This window comes from Litorivivens lipolytica (genome assembly GCF_014191715.1).
Taxonomy (GTDB): domain Bacteria; phylum Pseudomonadota; class Gammaproteobacteria; order Pseudomonadales; family Spongiibacteraceae; genus Litorivivens; species Litorivivens lipolytica.
In genome coordinates, this window is sequence record NZ_JACHWY010000001.1 from 1,239,862 (window position 1) to 1,258,163 (window position 18,302).

Consider the following 18,302-nt stretch of genomic DNA (forward strand, 5'->3'; position numbering starts at 1 on the left):
ATTGGCTTAGCCCTGTGGAGGAAGCACGATCCCGCACAGGGCATCGATCAGGTTGTCGGTAAAGGCCTCCAGCTCGCTCAACTGGTATCGCCCTTCCCGCAAGCCGCGCTCAAAGGCGGCTACGCTGTGAATCATGCAAATGCCGATCATTAGCTGACGCTGGTTGCGCAGGGATTCCGGGCCGGGAATCAGGTGGTGAATACGCTGACTGATCGCTTTCACACTCGCCTGCCAAGGTCGCGTCAGGCTCGCCTCTGCAAGAAATTCCGGATAGCTCACCTGAAGCCGAGCGAGGTATTCAATGTAGTGGCTATCCAGCCCCGCCTGTCGAATATGCTCCACAAACGGCACCACCAGACAGCGCAGCAATGCGGGCAACTGCTCGCCCTCACCGGCCTCATCACAGGCCTGCAGCAGCTGAGTGCGGAAGGCGTCAATATTCCGCATGCGATATTCGAGAATCGCGCTGAACAAGCCCTCGCGATCACCAAAGTGATATTGCATCGCCGCGACGTTTTTCTGACCCGCGGTGCGGGCAATTTCGCGCAGGGAGACAGATTCAATCCCCTTGCTCGCAAACAGCTGTTCCGCCGTCAGTATCAGGCGTTCGCGGGTTCCCTCCGGCGTGATGTCATTCATCTGCTTTTGCCCAACCGTGATTTTCTGTCGTTGTGTTAAAAGGCTTCATCCTGAGCCTGCCTGCTGCACCGTGAGCCCGCCATGATACAGACTGACATGGGAAAATTCTTCGGACTCAGCCAGATCCGGCACCGTGAAGGCTCGCTCTCCGCCAAGGCGAATATAGCCCGGCTCGGAGAAATCCCGAATCCGGGAGTCCGCCAACAGCACATCATCGGCGCGCTCAAGAAAGGTTTTCAGCAAGGGCAGATTGGCCCGATCGTAGAGCACGTCCGCCACGATCAAAAGATCGCAGTGCTCGCTGAAATGATCCGCATCATCGATACATTCGAGCACTACGCCATTCAGCTCGGCATTTAACTCAGTGGCACGGAGAGCATCGCCGTCGAGGTCGCAGGCGATTACCCGCCTAGCACCCGCCATCGCCGCGGCAATGGCCACCACCCCGGAACCACAGCCAAAGTCCATCACCGTTTTGCCCGCCACCCACTGAGGGTTATCCAGCACAAAACGCGCCAGCACCTGGCCACTGGCCCAGCAGAAGCACCAGTAGGCGGGGTTGTCCATAAGCCAGCGAACCTCCTCATCGGTGAGGCCATGCTGGGGATAATCTTCGTTTAGCAGAAACAGTGAAATTTCCGGCACCAGCGGCAGCGGTGTGGCCTCAATACGGGCTCCGCGCACCGAGCGCTCCACACACCGGGTTAATTCCGTGTTCTGATATTGGCGGGACAATTACACTCATCCTATACTGAGTATCGTAGACCGGGTGACAAGGCTCACCCTGAGCAGCGGAGCATTGTAACGACAATGGCCACTGAAGACACGATACTGCCCGGCTGGCTGGACCAGTGCCTCCAGCAGGAAGAGCGCCGACCGGAGGACTACATCCTCTGCAGCCTCTGTCTGTCGCCTATTACCCACAAGCAGGCGCGCCTCAGCGTACAGGGCGCCCACGAACACCGCGTCGTTAACCCCCACAACATCACTTTTCAGCTGGCCTGTTTTGAGGTCGCACCGGGTTGCACTATCAGCGGTCCTCCCACCCCCGCTTTCAGCTGGTTCCGTACCTTTTACTGGCAGTACGCCACCTGCAGCGAATGTCACGAACATATGGGCTGGTATTACGAAAATCACGATCAGGACAGTTTCTTTGGCCTGATCATCAGCCGGTTGGCCATCTCGGGTTAGCCGGCCGAGCGATTACGACAAAAGACAATCAACCTGACAGTGGAGGCATTCCTCTGTGATTGAGCTAAAGAAAAACAATAAGGGCTACTGTCTTATTCTCCAACCCAACTGCTCGGCAGACTGGCAGATGAACCGGCAGATTATTCTGGCCGTCGGGCTGGTCAGCGCCGTGGTTGCGCTGGGTTTTGCGGCCATCGGTGCATGGCTGATCCTGCCCTTTGCGGGCTTGGAAATGCTGGCCCTTGGCAGCGCTCTATACTGGGTTAACCGGCACCAGCATCACCGTCACATCCTGTGGCTGGAACAGGGCTTACTGCGCATAGAAAAAGGCTACCGTTGGCCCAGCCAAAGCTGGCAATGGCCGGTGGAGGAAGTCGCCCTTCACGTATCCGATGACGACCTGAGTAGCCCGCTGTGTATCAGTCTGTGCCAGGGTAGCAGCCAGGTGGAAATCGGGGAATTTCTGACCCGGGAAGATAGTCAGCAACTAATCTCGACACTGCGAACCCTGGGACTGGCGACCCGCGGTTACAGCCATCATGACAGCTGGCAGGCCTGACGCCCTTATTCCACCTGCAGACGAAGATAACCGAGCCCATTGAAATGGGCTTCGTAAACGCCTGTTTCCAGCGGAATCATATTGCCCATCGCGCCGGTGAGGAGCACCTGTCCCGGCTGAATCACCCACCCCTGCTCCACCAGCGTGTTGATTAACCAGAACAGCGCCTTCCACTGATTACCCATGACCTGAGTGGCGTCCCCGCGCTGCAGGGTGCTGCCATCAAGGCGCAGACGCGCGCGAACCGCATTAATATCCACGGACTCCGGATCCAGCGCGGGGCCCAGCAGAAAAGCGCGAGCGCCGGCGTTTGCCGCCACAATCGCCTCGCCGGTCATACCCACTGTACTGTCAAAACCGAGATCGGGAATTTCCAACGCCGGCATCACTTCAGCCACCACATACTGCACTTCAGACACATCAGCCAGCGGTTCGGGAATCAGCGTATTCACACGGAAGGCCAACTCCATCTCCAGCATGGGTTTGCGGAAATCAGCACGTTTGATCACAGCCTTATCGCCATCAAAACGCAAGGCCGAATCAGGCCACAGCACCCCGGCAACGGGTTCACGCAGGTTAAAGCGCTGCTGCCCCGCGACACTGGTCAAACCGGCTTTGAAGCCAACGGGCGAGCGACCATCAAGGGCTTCCAGCACCGCACGGCGTTGATGCCGATACGCCGTCTCCAGGGTAATGGCCTGCTCGGCCGTCACACTTAAGTACGGCGCCTGAAAGGGCCCTTTGGGCGGCTCACGGCCGGGATCGTCCTGTATTACCAAGTTGCTGCAGGCGGACACCAGCAGCACGGTGCTTGCGAAAAGAAGGTGTTGTAAGGTTCGGAACACGAAGGTTCTCCTGCGTGGCTCGGGGAGCGGTACCGTGGCTGTCGCGGTTCCGCTCAGGTAGAATGGCGGCCCCACGCCGCTGGCGCGCTACGCATTTTGCTCAACCCGAGGTTTTTATGTCCAATTCCAAAGTCGGCTTTGTCAGTCTGGGCTGCCCCAAAGCCCTGGTCGACTCCGAGCGCATTCTTACTCAACTGCGCCTCGACGGCTATGACATAGTGCCCAGTTACGAAGACGCCGACGTTGTTGTGGTCAACACCTGCGGCTTTATCGACAGCGCCAAACAGGAATCCCTCGACGCCATCAACGAGGCAATGACCGAAAACGGCAAAGTGATTGTGACGGGCTGTATGGGCAAGGGCAAGGATGCGGAAACCATCCAACAGGCCCACCCCGGCGTGCTCAGCGTTAGCGGCCCAGCAGACTATCAGCAGGTGGTCGGCGCGGTGCATCAGTATGTGCCTAGCGAGAAGAAAACCGAGTACAACCCGCATATCGATCTGGTACCTAACATCAAGCTCACGCCGCGGCACTACTCCTACCTTAAGATTTCTGAAGGCTGTAACCACCGCTGCAGTTTCTGCATTATTCCGTCCATGCGCGGCGACCTGGTATCCCGCCCCATCGCCGATGTGGTTGCCGAAGCAAAACAGCTGGTTGAAAACGGAACCCGCGAGTTGCTGGTTATTTCACAGGACACCAGCGCCTACGGCGTGGATCTGAAATACAAACTCGATTTTGTCGACGGCAATGCGCTGGAAACCCGCATGCAGGATCTGGCGGTGGCCTTGGGTGAACTGGGCGTGTGGGTCCGCCTGCACTATGTTTACCCCTACCCCCACGTGGACAAGGTCATTCCGCTGATGGCGGAAGGCAAGATTCTGCCCTACCTCGACATTCCCTTTCAGCACGCCAGCCCCCGCGTACTGAAGCTGATGAAGCGCCCCGGCAATCAGGAAAAAACCCTGGAGCGGATTAAAGCCTGGCGTGAAATCTGCCCGGACCTCGTGATTCGCTCGACCTTTATCGTGGGCTTTCCCGGCGAAACCGAAGACGATTTTCAAATGCTGCTCGACTGGCTCGAAGAAGCCCAACTCGATCGGGTCGGCTGTTTCCAGTACTCGCCCGTTGACGGCGCGACGGCCAATGACCTGCCGGACCCGGTACCTGACGAGATCAAGCAGGAGCGTTGGGAGCGCTTTATGGAAACCCAGCAACGCATCTCCGCCGCCCGCCTGCAGGAGCGCATTGGTCAGCAGCTGGAAGTCCTGATCGACGTGGTGGATGAAGAAGGCGCCATCGGCCGCTGCTACGCCGATGCCCCCGAAATCGACGGCAAGGTCTACCTCGACGGCATCACCGACCTGCAACCGGGCGACGCCCTGCTGGTCGATATTGTCGGCGCCGACGAATACGACCTCTGGGGCGTACCCAGCGCGGCCTGAGTATGAACCTGCTGCTGCTTGAGCCACAGGAAGTCACAGCGGAGGGCTGCGTTACCCTGGCAGATCGCCGCCACCACCACCTGCGCACGGTACTCAACAGCGCGCCCGGCGATACCCTGAAGGTAGGCATGCTCGGTGGTAACATCGGTTCGGCCACACTAAAAGAAACGACTCCCGAGCGCTCCATACTGAGCGATCTAGTCTGCACTCGGCCGCCCCCTGCCAAACTCCCGCTGACACTCATCCTCGCCCTGCCTCGCCCCAAAGCCGCGCGCCGTATTTGCCGCACCGCCGCCGAGCTGGGCATTGAAAAACTGATTCTGCTGAACAGTTATCGGGTCGAGAAGTCTTACTGGCAGAGCCCGCTGGTTCAGACCGAACGCATCGCCTCCTATTTTCTGGAAGGTCTTGAACAGGCCGGCGATACCGTGCTGCCGGAACTCATTGTAGAAAACCGCTTCAAACCCTTCGTTGAGGACCGGTTGCCCGCTCTGCTTGAGGGCAAGCGAGCCCTGCTGGCCCACCCCTATGGCGACGCGATCCCTACTGAGGCCATCACCGAGCCCACGGTTCTGGCCGTCGGCCCGGAAGGCGGATTTATTCCCTACGAAGTTGAAAAACTCCTGCTCGCGGGCATGCAGACCATGTCGCTGGGCGAGCGTATCCTGCGCGTCGAAAGCGCCGTGCCTACCCTGTTAGCCAAACTGTTTCCGTGAAGATTGTCCTCAGCCGAAAAGGCTTTGATTCCAGTGCCGGCGGTTGCCCCAGCCCGATATTGCCCGATGGTCGCCTGTTGTCTCTGCCCATTCCCGATGCACACTCAACGACCACCTACGGTGCTATCAATCTGCCAAACGGGCTAATCCGGGACCTTACCCGCGAACGGCTAGGTGATCAGAACGGAGCTCATCTCGACCCGGATATCGACGCTGGCGCGATAAAGCGTAAACGAGGCTGGCGCCCACTGTTCGGGCAGTTCGGCGCGGCCCAGAGCCACCTGCGCAACCACAACGTCGGCCCGGGCGACCTGTTTTTATTTTTTGGCCTGTTCCGGCAGGTGGCATTCGCTGACGGCCGCTGGCAATGGGAGGCCACACCAGCCCGCCACGTGCTGTGGGGCTGGTTCCAGATAGATGAGGTGTGGCCGCTGACACCTGCAGAGACTCTCCCCGTCTGGGCCCAAAATCATCCCCACGCTGGCCGCTCCGACCTGCCGGGGAACACTCTCTATGTGGCCCGCCGTCAACTGGAACTGCCGGGGCTGACCGACGCGCTGCCGGGGGCAGGCTGTTTTCCCCGGTTCAAGCCAACCCTGAAACTGACTGCGCCGAAGGCCCGCACCGTATCCCAATGGCGCCTGCCGCGCTGGTTTTATCCCTCGCAAGACAAGCCGCCTTTGAGCTATCATCGGCGCCCTGAGCGCTGGCAGTTAAAACCCCGCTGGTGCGAGCTGCAAGCGGCGGCCCGAGGTCAGGAATTTGTCCTCGACAGCGCTCATTACCCGGCGGCAAAACGCTGGGCTGGAAATCTGATCACCAAAAACCACTGAAAGGACGGCATGCTGAAATTCACGAGACTTCTGTATTTTGTGAGTGATCACCTGCCCTGCAAAATCATTCGCGGTGATAAGGAACACCCTTATCTGGAACGCTATTACCTCTGCTCCGTGCTGGGGCGGCGCTTTTATTTGCACCGCTTTCTCGGCGGCGACGTGGATGAGGCCCTGCATAACCATCCCTGGAAAAAATCGAATTCGTTCCTGCTCACCGGCGGCTATCGCGAATGTATTTCTCGTCGTCGGGGCACCGATGACTATCGCCAATTGAGCATCGAATCGCGCCAGCTCAAGGCCGGCCACCTCAATCGCATTGACGCCGATTGCCTGCACCGCATCGTTGAAGCCAAACCGGAGACCTGGACGGTGTTTTGGCACACCATCCCCCGTGTTCAGCCCTGGGGGTTTGTGGTGGACGACGAAAACGGCGAAAACCGCTTTGAGGAATACGCCAATGGGCGCGGCGCCGACTGGTACAAACGGGCGCCTAAGGGCAAGCGTTGTGAAGAGCGTCTAGCCTTCCGCTAGGACTGCTCAGCGCTGCGGCGCTGTTCGCAGCGCCGAAGGATTTCTCGTTTTTCTTCTGCCGTTGCGCCATGCCACGCGAGTATTTCTTTCAGCGTGCGAAAACAGCCCATACACACATCCGCTTCATCAAGACAGCAGTTGCGCACGCAGGGTTGTTCAATCTCATCGCCGTGTTCAGGCACTTTCCTTCTCGTTTAAATCCAGCTGCTGTTCAGGAATCTGGTTATCAAGAAAATTCCGAATAGCATGCTGGGCGATGGCTGCTACCGCCTGCCCTCGCGGCAGGCCGTTGAGTGCCGCCTGATTGTCGCGATTGTGCACACCGCAGATATGGCTGGGCTCGCTGCCCAGGGCTTGCAGCCCTTCAGCAACAACCTCTTCCGGCGTCTGGTAGATACTGTGCTGCCCCTCGCCCCGCTCTACCGCCGACGCCACCCCGGGTGACAAGGTCATCCCGGCGATACACGCCATGACATCAACGTTATAGGGTTTGAATTCATGCCAGAGCGATTCGGCCAACACAATGTTGTAGGCCTTGGTCGCCGCGTAGTGAGAATAGAAAGGCGCGCCCTGCAAGCCGGAGCCGGAGGACATCAGCACAATACCTCCGCGTTTGCGGGCCAGCATCGGTTGCGCAAAGTGATGCACCAGCACCAGTGGCGACAGCATATTGACCTGTGCTTTGGTGAGTTCGTAGTCCAGCCCGAGATCGGCTTTGAAAAAGGGCCCGACATCGGCCAGCGCAGCGTTGTAAACCAGCATCCCAATCTCGCGGGCGCCAACGCCTTCGACAATCGTTCCAAGACTCTCGGCACTGCCCAGATCGGCAACGATCGGGTGGCAACTTGCGCCAGTTTCTCGCTCAAGCTCGAGGCATGCCTGATCCAGCAATTCACGATTGCGATCAATCAACACCAGATTTAGCCCCTGCGCGCCCAGACCCGCGGCCCAAGCGCGACCGATACCCTGCGCCGCGCCGGCGATCAGCGCCCACGGCCCGTACTGACCTTTCAGATTCGACCCCATTGTGCTGTACTCACCTATTATCGTTATAAAAAAATAGCCCAGAATTGCGAATGACGCTCAGCGAAAATTACCAACAATTGCGCGCCGCGCTGACACCGGGACTGGCCAATCCTGACGACAGCCTCGAGGAAGTGCGCCAGAAAATGCACGCTATTCATCCTACCGAGATCCCCGATGATGCGACGGTAGAGACCCTTCACGATTACCCGGTCAGTACAGTCAGCGTACAAACCCCCGCCGTGACGAATCGTGACAGTGCGGTAATGATGGTTCACGGTGGCGCCTTTGTCTCCACGCAAATCCCTCACTACATCCCCTACGCCACTGCGCTGTCGCGCTATTTCAAACGTCAGGTCATCATCTTCGATTACCGGCTCGCACCGGAACATCCGTTTCCCGCCGCGCTGGACGACAGTGAAGCGGTCTACCGCTCGCTGTTAGAGACCTTTACCCCATCGCGCCTCGCCATCATCGGTGATTCCTGTGGAGGCGGTATCGCGCTAAGCCTGCTGTGCCGGTTGCGCGATAGCGACTTACCCTTGCCCGCAGCATACGCCGGCCTCAGCCCCTGGCTCGATCTGGAAATGACCGGAGATGCCGCCATGCAGGACCGCGGCGAAGACCCTTTTGTGTGCGCGCCCTGGATTCGCCAACGCGGCCTCGATTATGCGGGCAGCGCTGAACCGGGCGACCCGCGCTTGTCTCCGCTGCATGCAGATTTCAGCGGGCTGCCGCCCCTTTTCTTCGCCACCGGCAGCGAGGATATTACCCGCGATGATTCGCGCCGTGCGCATCGCAAGGCTTTGTCGCACGGTGTGCACAGCGAGCTCGATCTCGCCCCTCATATGATTCACGGTTATCACGGTCTTAGCGCACTGGCACCCGAATGCTCGGTGGGCTGCGAGCGCATTGCCGCTTTTATTGATCACTGGCTGGAGTAAGCGCATGGTTGACTACGAAACACATAACGACGTGGCGATTATCACGCTCAATCGCCCGGACTTTCGCAATGCCATCGATACAGAAACCGGCGTCGCTCTCTTCGAGGCAGTACAACGCTTCGAATCAGATGACGCCCTGAGGGTTGCCGTGCTTACCGGCGCCGGTGGTCATTTCTGCGCTGGCGCCGATCTCAAAGCCCTGAACAACGACGTCAGCTGGAACCCAGACTTCGGCCACGGCCCACTCGGCCCGACTTGGCATACCCCCTCCAAACCCGTTATTGCCGCTGTCGAAGGCTACGCCGTCGCGGGCGGTCTGGAACTGGCACTGTGGTGCGACTTGAGGGTCGCCGCAGACAGCGCCGTATTTGGTGTCTTTTGCCGCCGCTGGGGTGTACCACTGATTGATGGCGGCACCGTGCGCCTGCCGCGCCTGATTGGCGAAAGCCGCGCCATGGATATGATTTTGACCGGGCGCAGTGTGGACGCGGAGGAAGCCTTCAGTATCGGGCTTGCCAATCGGCGCTGCGCTGATGGCACAGCCCTGAGTACAGCCCTTGCCATGGCGGAACAGATTGCATCAAGTCCTCAGGCCTGCATGCTGTCTGATCGACGCTGTGTGCAGAAAGCCGCCGGCCAGCCTTTTAATGATGCGATGGCGATAGAAGGCAAGCTCGGCTGGGACTACCTGCAATCTAGGGGGTTTGCAGACGGTGTCGCGCGATTTGTTGGCGGTGCCGGTCGGCATGGCGAGGGCAGCTAAGATGCACCGGTGGGCCCTACTGTGCAGCCTGATTCTGCTCACAGCCTGCAGCGATGCGCCGGAGGAAAGCGATCGTACCTTGCGGGTTGTCACCCTCAATTCGCCCACTACCTATTTTTTCAGTCAGGATGGAAAAGCGACCGGCCCCGAGCACGATTTAGCCACGGCGTTTGCCAAAGCACAGGATCGTGACATTGAGTTTCTGGTTGTGGACACGCTAACGGAGGTTTTCGACGCGCTGGAAAACGGCAAGGCTGACCTGGCCGCCGCCGGCTTAAGCAAGACCGAAGAACGCGAGCAACGCTTTCTCTTGTCACGCAGTTATCGCAGCACCCAACAGCAGGTTGTTTGCCGTCGCGGAGGCAAGAAGGCGCGCTCCGTCAGCGAGCTAAAGAACATCAAGCTAGCCGTCGTCAAAAACAGCAGTTACGAACAACGACTGCTGGCACTCCAGCAGAAACACAAAGAACTTACTTGGGAGAGCGTCGATTCCGATAGCGAAACCCTGCTGCACCGGGTGTGGAAGAAAAAGATCGATTGCACCGTCGCTGATTCCCACATCGTTGCAGTGAACCGTCGCTACTTACCCGAGCTATTGGTGATGTTTGATCTGACAAAAGATGACCAGCTGGTATGGGCCATGCCCAAGGAACTCACCGGGCTTAAGCGTTCCGTCAATTCGTGGTTGAATAGCGATGCCGGGCTCAGCCGCCTGCAAAAGATCGAAGACCGCTACTACAGCTACATCGATACCTTTGATTTTGTCGATACCCGAGCTTTAGTGAGGCGTATCGATAGTCGCCTGCCCAAATACCGCGCACTGTTCGAAGCCGCCGCCCAAAAACACAAACTGTCACCGACCCTGTTGATGGCGCAGGCTTATCAGGAATCGCACTGGAATCCCAAAGCCTCCAGCCCCACCGGGGTAAAAGGTATCATGATGCTAACCCGCAATACGGCGAAATCTCTTGGGGTAAAGAACCGGCTCAATCCGGAACAGGCGATTCCCGCTGGCGCAGCCTACCTTGCCAAAATGCGCTCGCGCTTCAAAGAAGACATTCCTGAGCCGGATCGCACCTACCTTGCTCTGGCCGCCTACAATCTGGGGCGCGCGCACATGCACGATGCACAGACGCTGGCACGGCAGCTGAACAAAAATCCCTATAGCTGGGCAGATATAGAAAGCGTGTTACCGCTGATGTCGGAGAAGAAGTACTACCGCAAACTGAAATATGGCTACGCCCGGGGCATTGAGCCGGTGCTCTATGTGCAGCGGATTCGCAATTACCAGAATATTATCGAACAGAAATTGAAGTCGAATTAATCCTTGTTCCGACTGGAGCGTTTCTCATCATCTTCGGACAGCACGCCGCCACTCAACACCAGCTGCAGGGCATCGGCCGGTGATAGATCCAATGGGCGGGTATATTTTTTCGGGACGATCAATGTGTAGCCGCCGACCTGATAACTCATCGGCAAAAACACAGCGATCTGATCATCTTTCAGCTCACTGGCGATGGTATTGCCATTGCCTTTTTTATTGACAGTCACAATCCCAATCAGACTGCTGTCGGTTCCCGGCAGCTCCACCATCACTACCGACTCTTCCTCAAACTTCTTGCCGCCCATGATATCCATCACTTCTTTCAGGGCACCGTATATCTGTTTCAGAACCGGCAAGCGCTCAAGCAAGCGGCCCGGCAAGCCCCAGAAGAAATCTGCTGCCGGCCAGCGCGAACTGTAACCAATCACGGCTGTCAGCACGACCACCAGAATGATCGCCATGCCGGGGAAGTAAATACCACCCAACACCGCTTTAAGGGGCGGCGCCATCCAGGTTTCCATCGTGCGGAAAACCCAGATCGTGATCTGAATGGAGATAACAACCGGTAACAGGACCATCAAGCCCCGAAAAAAGGCAGCGCTGAAATTTCGCATCATGAGATAGTTACGGCTCAGTGTGAAAACCGTGATGGAAGCACACAGAGCACAACAGGAGCAAGGAAGGAGTTTGGTAATGCGGCGAGGTTCACAGGGCTGTGCGACTCACGTCATAACTGCCTGCTCAACGGAACAGCCGCATCATGGATGATTGTGGTAGCGAAGCAATCTTTTGGCTTGTGGCGCAAGCGTGATGAGATTGCTTCGTCGTTCCTCCTCGCAATGACCTACTGACAGTAGGCCTCACCTGCGGCGATGCGCTTGCCGAGTGCGGCAAGGTTCTTTGCAGAACTGCCCAGCATCATCTCGTTATGACGCATCCAGGTGCAGTAGCGCCACAGCGGGTAGTCACGATCGATCCCCATTCCACCGTGGAGATGCTGCGAGGCATAACTGACGCGATGTCCTACATCGCCAGCCCAGATCTTGGCAATCTGAACTTCGTTGGTAGCGTTGTGACCACCTGCCAAACGGCTAACCGCCTGATAGGTATTCAGTCGCAGACACTCCACGTCGATAAAGCAGTTCGCTGCTCGATGGCCCACGGCCTGGAAGGTCGCCACCGGCACACCAAACTGTTTGCGCTCGGCGGTGTAGCTGGCCGTCATACGCATGGCGCAATCGGTCACACCTACCTGATGGGCGCACAATGCTGCGGTCGTGTGTTCGGTCAGCCACTGCATTACCTCAGCACCCTTGTCGGCACCCGCCAACACGTCCTCAGCCGCAACCGATACATCCTTCAGTGCGACTTCGTATTGAGGTTCGTAAGTGGTGACTTTCATTTCATTCAACGTCACCCCGTCAGCTTTCGGATCGACCAAAAGCGCTATAACACCATTGTCAGTCTTGGCGGACACAATCATGCGCTCGGCGCGATGGGCAAAGGGCACACACAGCTTGGTGCCACTCACGCTGTAACCACCATCTTTCGCCACTGCTGTGGTTAGCCGCGGGCTGGCGGGGTTTTCATTGTGCTTTTCCATTAAAGCCGCGGTCAGCATCAGCTTGCCTTCGGCGACGCCGGGCAACAGGCGCTGCTTCTGTTCATCGGTGCCAAACCGCTGTACCGGCAAGGCGCCGGACACCAGATTGGGAATCACAGGAGCCGGGGCAATGCTGCGGCCAACCTCTTCCACCAGCAAGGCCAGCTCGGTAAAACCAAAGCCCATGCCAGCGTATTGTTCTTCGAGGGCCACGCCCAGCAGACCAGCTTCTGCCAATTTTCCCCACAAGGCTTCGTCAAAACGCTCACCTGCGTAATCGTCGCTGGCTTTCAGTTTTTCGGGCGATACCAGATCGGTAAAAATCTGCCGCGCCAGGTTCTGTACTTCGCGTTGTTCTTCGCTGAATCCAAAATTCATATCACAGTCCTCGCTTAGCGTGCCGCGCGGGGCATCCACAGGCCCGCTGCCGAAATAATGTCGCGCTGAATCTCGTTGGTGCCACCACCAAACGTGATGATGGAAGCGGTGCGGTATAGACGCTCGACTCGAGCCGCATGTTCCTGCGCCTGAGGCGAGTGCTCGCTGACCAGTGACATCTGTTCCATCACTTCACCCAGTGCGCGATATACCTCGATAAAGAATTCAGAACCGTAGACTTTCGCCGCCGACGCATCGGCCATTTCCAGATTGCCTTCGGTCATGGCCCAGGCCTGTTTGTAGCAAACCAGTTTCAGGGCTTCGACACCGGCGCGCACCTTGGCTAGATTCATCTGTACCCAGGGCTGGTCGATCAGCTTGCCACCTTCCGGCAGTTCGGTTTCCTGCGCCCATTTCACCACCCCGTTAAACAGCTGCTGAGTCGGACCACAGTTCACAAGGCTCAGTCGCTCGCGGTTCAGCTGGCCGGTAATCAGCTTCCAGCCCTTGTTCAGCTCGCCGACCAAGGCATCGTCATTGACGCGAATATTGTCGTAGTAGGTGGCGTTGGTACGCACACCGCCGAGGGTCACGACAGGCGTGCTGCTCCAGCCCGGATCAGAGGTCGGCACCAGAAACATGGAAATCCCCTTATGAGGTTTTTCCGCGTTCTGATCGGTGCGACAGGCCAGCCATACGTAGTCACAGAAATGGGCCAGCGAGGTCCACATTTTCTGACCGTTGATCACCCACTCATCGCCCTCTTTTACGGCAGTGGTTTTGAGGCGAGCCAGATCCGTACCGGCGCCCGGCTCGGAATAACCAATCGCAATCAGGCATTCACCGGAAAGAATTTTGGGAACGATATTGGCTTTCTGCCACGCGTTGCCGTGCTCGGCCAACTGCGGTCCTACGGATTCCGTGGTCAGGAAGGGGAAGGGGTAGCCGGCGCGCATAATCTCTTCCACGAAAATAAACTGTTCGATTGGGCTCAAGCCCTTACCGCCCAGTTCCTTGGGCCAGCCCACGCCGATCCAGCCGTCCTTGCCCATTTTCAACAGGGCTTCGCGCCACAGGGGGCCACCACCCTCGCCCATATCGCGGTTACATTCCGCCGTCAGCTCCGGCGTCATCAATTCTTTGAAGTAAGCCCGCAGCTCTGTGCGCAGCGCCTCCTGTTCCGGCGTAAATTCGACCTTCATTGCTTGTCCTCGTGAGCCAGAGAAAGCACCATCATAGGCCTTGGCCAGACCAGCACAATAACGAATCCTTTCAAAGCACTGACATATCCAATCAAGGCGAATTGGCCAAAGCTTTCACCCAAACGGCGTATTGGGCCAGTAAACTGGCCGGATTCGCTGTTGTTCCACGAGTACCGTGGGCTAGTATGGTCGCCTATTGCTAAAAACTCGCCCGGAGACCCTCTGAATGAGTGCAAAACCCGTAAATGCCGCCATTGAAGGCTGGCATACTCTCGACACTGACAAGCCCCAATTGCTGGGCAGCCGCTGCGACAGCTGTGGCACCTATTATTTCCCGAAAATGCTGAAGTACTGCCGCAACCCCGGCTGCGACAGCTCGGATTTCAGCGAAGTCCCCTTAAGCCGCACCGGCAAGATCTGGTCTTACACCAACGCGTGCTACAAGCCGCCGGAGCCCTTTGTGGCCGACGATCCTTTCGTGCCCTATGCCATTGCGGCGGTAGAGCTGGCCGAAGAGCAGATGATCGTGCTCGGTCAGGTCGTCAAAGGTATTGATGTGGACCAGCTGAAAGTGGGCATGGACGTTGAGCTGGTGCTGGAAACCCTGCACGAGACCGAGGAAGACACCAAGGTCACGTGGAAGTGGAAACCCGTTGCGTAAGGGAGCAAACAGATTATGAGTAACGATATCGCCATTCTCGGCGTCGGCATGCACCCCTGGGGCAAGTGGGGTCATAACTTTGTGGAATACGGCGTGGCCGCCGCGCGCGCTGCAATCGCCGACGCGGGCATCGACTGGAAAGACGTGGGCTTTGTGTCCGGCGCAGCCACTATGCGTTGCGGCTACCCCGGCTACGTGGCCGGCGCCACCTTTGCCCAGGCGCTGGGCTGGCAAGGCGCGGAAGTGAATACCTCCTACGCCGCCTGTGCTTCCGGTTCACAGGCGCTTGCCGCTGCACGCGCCAAAATTCTCAGCGGTGAGTGCGAAGTGGCACTCGTTGTAGGAGCCGATACCACACCCAAGGGCTTTCTGGCGCCAGCCAAAGGCTACCGCCCGGAAGACCCGGACTGGGTGCGTTTTTATCTGGGTATCACCAACCCCACCTACTTTGCCCTCTACGCCCGTCGCCGCATGGACGTTTACGGCGATACCGAAGAAGACTTCGGTTTGGTGAAGGTGAAAAACAGTGAGCACGGTTTCACCAATCCCAACGCGCGCTACAAGAAAAAGTTCACGCTCGACGACGTCGCCCAATCGGCCATGGTTGCCGATCCTCTGCGCCTTCTGAACGTCTGCGCCACCTCCGATGGCGGTGCGGCGATGATTGTCTGCAGCATGGATTACGCGAAGAAAATGGGCAAAGCCGATGCGGTCAAAGTAGCGGCTATTTCCACAGTCACACCGACCTTCGCCAGCGAAGTGGTTGAGATGCCAGATATTGCGACAGACTCTGCCGCAGCCGCCGGTGTCGAAGCCCATCGCTTCCGCGCCTCGCTGCCGGTCAAAGCCTATGAAGAAGCCGGCATTGGTCCGGAAGATGTCAGCGTAGCGGAAGTCTACGACCTGTCATCTGCCCTGGAGCTGGATTGGTACGAGGATCTACAATTCTGCGCCCGCGGTGAAGCGGCTCAACTGGTTCGCGAAGGCGTAACCAAACTGGGTGGCAGACTGCCGGTAAATACCTCCGGCGGTCTGGCCTGCTTCGGCGAAGCCGTTCCGGCGCAGGCACTCGCTCAGGTTTGCGAGCTGACCTGGCAGTTACGCGGTCAGGCAGGAGATCGACAAGTGGAAGGCGCCAAGGTTGGCATTACCGCGAATCAGGGCCTGTTCGGGCATGGCTCGTCGGTGATTGTGAAGCGCTAAGCCCGGCCTAAGAAACGCAAAAGCCCCGCCAATGTGCGGGGCTTTTTGTTTGTTCCGAATAATCAGTTAGAACTGAACCGTCAGGTCAAGACCGTAAGTCGCAGGCTCACCGAAGTAGCCACTGTGGAAGTAGGCCTGACTGATGTCATGCACCAGATATTCCTCGTCTTCCATGTTCTTACCCCACAGGGCCACAGCCACTTCAACACCGCCCAGATCAATCTCGGACCAGTTCAGGCGCGCGCCCAGCAGGCCGTAATCGTCGAGGAAGAAGCCTTCGATGTCGTCGTTACTGGCGGTACCGAAGCGCTCATCGCGCCAGGTGTAATCCACGGTCGCACGCAGATTGCCGATCCCGAAATAGGGGAATTGATACTCCACCACCACGCTATAGGTGTGCTCCGGCGCGTAGGGCATGATGTAGTTGCTGCTCACGTCCTGCTGGAAGTTGGGTGAATTGGGGTTGTTCTCAATCACCTCAACAAAGTCGGCGTCGGTATAACCGTAACCGAGATTCAGGGTCAGGCCTTCGGAAAGAATAGCCGTCAGATCCGCTTCAAAACCGCGAATTTCCGCTTTACCGGCGTTAAACACGTCGGTCAGGAACACCACCGTGTTATCCAGAATCTGCTGAATCTGCATATCGGTGTAGTCGCTCTGGAAGGTCGCAGCATTCAAACGAACGCGGTTATCAAACAGGGTCGACTTGATGCCCAGCTCATAGCTGACCATTTCTTCCTCATCAAAGGCGGGCTGAAAACCGGCTTCGGTAGAGCGCACGTTAAAACCGCCTGACTTGTAACCGGTAACCACCTTGGCGTAGGTGTTCACCTGCTCATTGATGTCATAGGACACGGTCAGGCTGGGGTTAAAGTTGCTCCAGCTGTCACAGGCCTGCTGGGTATTATTGGGGGAGTTGCTGAAATTGATACTGAACTTCTCCGCACAGCGATCGTCTTCGGTATAACGTGCTCCGAAGGTCAGGCTCAAGTCGCTGCTTGCATCCCAGGTCAACTGACCGTAAACAGCCCAGGCTTCGTTTTCCGAGTCGATGATACGGTTCTCAGCGACGGAACCGGCCACGGTATCCACTTCGCGCTCGTAGCCCGTTTCTTCAAAGTAATACAGGCCTGACACGTAGCTGAAGTTATCGCCAATATCACCGACCAGCTGCAGTTCCTGTGAAGTCTGATCCTGATCAATATTAACCACTACATCAAACCACTCGACACCGGCACCGTAGTCCATCACCACGTCTTCTGACACTTCACGGTAAGCAGTAATGGATTTCAGGGTGCCGATGGGCAAATCCCAGGTGAAGGTCAGTGCGTGGCCACTGACTTCAGTTTCAGAATCTTCAACTGGCACATCCCACTCGCCTTTGCTCAGGCGCTTCTCGCTGGCGCGTTCACGGAACTGGGGAGTAAACAGGTTGGTAACGATCAGATCGGCCTGCAGGGTGTTGATGTCATCCTGCGACGCGCCGCCGGCAATCGCATCAGTTACATCCTGAGCAGTCACCGCGCGATCTTCGTTGATTCGCAGCACTTGGTAGTAAGGCTGGGGACCAACAATTTCGGAAATATCATAGGCGTAATCCAGCGACAGGTTGTCACTGATGTCCCAGCGCAAAACAAAGCGCGCTGCTTCGCGCTCTTCCTCGACAAAATCATTGCTGCCATTGATATTGTCGACCCAGGGGCCCTTTTCCGACGTTGAGTAAGAGATCTTGGCGCTGAGTCCGGCCATGGCGCCGGTATCCAACTGGAAGGTAGCTTTTCGGTAATCGCGATTGCCTGTGGCCAGAACGGATTTGAAACCGAATTCTTCATCGGGGCGGGCGCTGATCATATTAATCGCACCACCGGTGGTGTTGCGGCCGTACAGGGTGCCCTGTGGGCCGCGCAGGACTTCGATCCGCGCCAAATCAGCGACATCGCTGGTCAAACCCACACTGCGACCAACGTAAACCCCATCGATATACACACCAACTGCGGGATCCTGCGTGGTCTGGGAATCGTTATTGCCCACACCGCGCATAAAGATCACCAGCGAGCTGCGGCTGTTCGGAAAAGGCGTGATATCGACGTTCGGAGTGCGGGCCGTAATGTCGCCCAGATCATCGATACCGAACTGGTCTAGCTGATCTCCAGAGAAAGCGGCCAGTGAAATCGGCGTATCCTGCAGTGACTCTTCCCGTTTCTGGGCCGTAACCACGACCTCCTCCAACTGGGTACTGCGCTGCTGCGCCATCGACACGTGCGGCGTCAGCGCCACGGCGCCGGCAATGGCCACAAGCTTGGTGAATTTCTCCATGAGTTTTCCCTGCAATTATTCTATTGTGTAAAAATCGGCTAATTTTGTTGAAAGACCCCCGGCAAATCAAGCGATCCACCGCCTTCCTACCTCGCTTGGATTAGGCTAAGGTAGCCGCATTGT

The 18,302-nt window shown here is 57.5% G+C and carries 20 protein-coding genes; 11 read left to right on the plus strand and 9 right to left on the minus strand.

Annotation, left to right across the window (positions count from 1 at the left end; translation table 11 throughout):
• Positions 1 to 6: 6 nt before the first annotated feature.
• Positions 7 to 639, minus strand: coding sequence for a TetR/AcrR family transcriptional regulator (locus FHR99_RS05705; protein ID WP_183409550.1), 633 nt, complete (start codon positions 637 to 639; stop codon positions 7 to 9).
• A gap of 45 nt (positions 640 to 684) precedes the next feature.
• Positions 685 to 1,323 carry a class I SAM-dependent methyltransferase gene (locus tag FHR99_RS05710; RefSeq protein ID WP_343067412.1) on the minus strand — a complete coding sequence of 213 codons (639 nt, stop codon included), beginning with the start codon at positions 1,321 to 1,323 and terminating at the stop codon, positions 685 to 687.
• Between the two features lie 126 nt (positions 1,324 to 1,449).
• On the opposite strand from FHR99_RS05710, the gene FHR99_RS05715 reads away from it, so the two are divergent.
• Positions 1,450 to 1,830 carry a cereblon family protein gene (locus FHR99_RS05715; RefSeq protein WP_183409551.1) on the plus strand — a complete coding sequence of 127 codons (381 nt, stop codon included), beginning with the start codon at positions 1,450 to 1,452 and terminating at the stop codon, positions 1,828 to 1,830.
• Positions 1,831 to 1,885: 55 nt separating this feature from the next.
• Entirely contained in the window at positions 1,886 to 2,389 is a 504-nt protein-coding gene (locus tag FHR99_RS05720) for a DUF2244 domain-containing protein (RefSeq protein WP_183409552.1), read from the plus strand.
• Positions 2,390 to 2,394: 5 nt separating this feature from the next.
• Here the strand turns inward: FHR99_RS05720 and FHR99_RS16310 are convergent, their stop codons facing one another.
• Positions 2,395 to 3,234 (minus strand): fumarylacetoacetate hydrolase family protein, encoded by an 840-nt coding sequence (locus tag FHR99_RS16310; protein ID WP_183409553.1) that lies wholly within the window; start codon positions 3,232 to 3,234, stop codon positions 2,395 to 2,397.
• Between the two features lie 116 nt (positions 3,235 to 3,350).
• Between FHR99_RS16310 and rimO the strand changes: the two genes are divergently transcribed.
• The 4 genes from rimO to FHR99_RS05745 are packed head-to-tail and all read left to right on the plus strand — an operon-like array spanning position 3,351 to position 6,762.
• Positions 3,351 to 4,679 carry a 30S ribosomal protein S12 methylthiotransferase RimO gene (gene rimO, locus FHR99_RS05730; protein ID WP_183409554.1) on the plus strand — a complete coding sequence of 443 codons (1,329 nt, stop codon included), beginning with the start codon at positions 3,351 to 3,353 and terminating at the stop codon, positions 4,677 to 4,679.
• Positions 4,680 to 4,681: 2 nt separating this feature from the next.
• Complete coding sequence (locus tag FHR99_RS05735; protein ID WP_183409555.1) at positions 4,682 to 5,395, plus strand: 16S rRNA (uracil(1498)-N(3))-methyltransferase; 714 nt, start codon at positions 4,682 to 4,684, stop codon at positions 5,393 to 5,395.
• Complete coding sequence (locus tag FHR99_RS05740) at positions 5,392 to 6,228, plus strand: Nmad3 family putative nucleotide modification protein (protein WP_183409556.1); 837 nt, start codon at positions 5,392 to 5,394, stop codon at positions 6,226 to 6,228. The genes FHR99_RS05735 and FHR99_RS05740 overlap by 4 nt, the downstream gene beginning before the upstream one ends.
• Positions 6,229 to 6,267: 39 nt before the next feature.
• Positions 6,268 to 6,762 (plus strand): hypothetical protein, encoded by a 495-nt coding sequence (locus tag FHR99_RS05745; RefSeq protein ID WP_183409557.1) that lies wholly within the window; start codon positions 6,268 to 6,270, stop codon positions 6,760 to 6,762.
• Here the strand turns inward: FHR99_RS05745 and FHR99_RS16240 are convergent.
• Complete coding sequence (locus FHR99_RS16240; protein WP_183409558.1) at positions 6,759 to 6,944, minus strand: DUF1289 domain-containing protein; 186 nt, start codon at positions 6,942 to 6,944, stop codon at positions 6,759 to 6,761. The two genes, FHR99_RS05745 and FHR99_RS16240, sit on opposite strands and share 4 nt — an antisense overlap.
• Complete coding sequence (locus FHR99_RS05755) at positions 6,937 to 7,788, minus strand: SDR family NAD(P)-dependent oxidoreductase (protein WP_183409559.1); 852 nt, start codon at positions 7,786 to 7,788, stop codon at positions 6,937 to 6,939. The genes FHR99_RS16240 and FHR99_RS05755 overlap by 8 nt, the downstream gene beginning before the upstream one ends.
• Before the next feature lie 50 nt (positions 7,789 to 7,838).
• Here FHR99_RS05755 and FHR99_RS05760 point away from each other — a divergent pair, with 50 nt between their 5' ends.
• Genes FHR99_RS05760 through mltF form a run of 3 tightly spaced genes read left to right on the plus strand, consistent with a single transcriptional unit; the run spans position 7,839 to position 10,816 of the window.
• A complete protein-coding gene (locus tag FHR99_RS05760) occupies positions 7,839 to 8,729 on the plus strand; it encodes an alpha/beta hydrolase (protein ID WP_183409560.1) in 891 nt (296 codons plus the stop codon).
• A 4-nt stretch (positions 8,730 to 8,733) separates the two neighbouring features.
• Positions 8,734 to 9,492 carry a crotonase/enoyl-CoA hydratase family protein gene (locus FHR99_RS05765; RefSeq protein ID WP_183409561.1) on the plus strand — a complete coding sequence of 253 codons (759 nt, stop codon included), beginning with the start codon at positions 8,734 to 8,736 and terminating at the stop codon, positions 9,490 to 9,492.
• Positions 9,443 to 10,816 carry a membrane-bound lytic murein transglycosylase MltF gene (mltF, locus tag FHR99_RS05770; RefSeq protein WP_343067413.1) on the plus strand — a complete coding sequence of 458 codons (1,374 nt, stop codon included), beginning with the start codon at positions 9,443 to 9,445 and terminating at the stop codon, positions 10,814 to 10,816. The genes FHR99_RS05765 and mltF overlap by 50 nt, the downstream gene beginning before the upstream one ends.
• Here the strand turns inward: mltF and FHR99_RS05775 are convergent.
• The 3 genes from FHR99_RS05775 to FHR99_RS05785 all read right to left on the minus strand — a co-directional run bounded on the left by FHR99_RS05775 (position 10,813) and on the right by FHR99_RS05785 (position 13,999).
• The gene (locus FHR99_RS05775; protein ID WP_183409562.1) at positions 10,813 to 11,433 is read right to left on the minus strand and encodes a DUF502 domain-containing protein; all 621 of its coding nucleotides are present in this window, start codon (positions 11,431 to 11,433) and stop codon (positions 10,813 to 10,815) included. The two genes, mltF and FHR99_RS05775, sit on opposite strands and share 4 nt — an antisense overlap.
• 227 nt (positions 11,434 to 11,660) lie before the next feature.
• On the minus strand, positions 11,661 to 12,797 hold the full coding sequence (locus FHR99_RS05780) for an acyl-CoA dehydrogenase family protein (protein ID WP_183409563.1): 1,137 nt from the start codon (positions 12,795 to 12,797) through the stop codon (positions 11,661 to 11,663).
• Between the two features lie 14 nt (positions 12,798 to 12,811).
• Positions 12,812 to 13,999, minus strand: a complete 1,188-nt coding sequence (locus FHR99_RS05785; protein ID WP_183409564.1) for an acyl-CoA dehydrogenase family protein — start codon at positions 13,997 to 13,999, stop codon at positions 12,812 to 12,814.
• A gap of 226 nt (positions 14,000 to 14,225) precedes the next feature.
• Between FHR99_RS05785 and FHR99_RS05790 the strand changes: the two genes are divergently transcribed.
• Both FHR99_RS05790 and FHR99_RS05795 read left to right on the plus strand, forming a co-directional pair.
• Positions 14,226 to 14,660 (plus strand): Zn-ribbon domain-containing OB-fold protein, encoded by a 435-nt coding sequence (locus FHR99_RS05790; RefSeq protein ID WP_183409565.1) that lies wholly within the window; start codon positions 14,226 to 14,228, stop codon positions 14,658 to 14,660.
• A 15-nt stretch (positions 14,661 to 14,675) separates the two neighbouring features.
• Positions 14,676 to 15,863, plus strand: coding sequence for a lipid-transfer protein (locus FHR99_RS05795; protein WP_183409566.1), 1,188 nt, complete (start codon positions 14,676 to 14,678; stop codon positions 15,861 to 15,863).
• A 66-nt stretch (positions 15,864 to 15,929) separates the two neighbouring features.
• Here FHR99_RS05795 and FHR99_RS05800 read toward each other — a convergent pair whose 3' ends face one another.
• Entirely contained in the window at positions 15,930 to 18,179 is a 2,250-nt protein-coding gene (locus tag FHR99_RS05800; protein WP_183409567.1) for a TonB-dependent receptor, read from the minus strand.
• Positions 18,180 to 18,302: the final 123 nt, after the last annotated feature.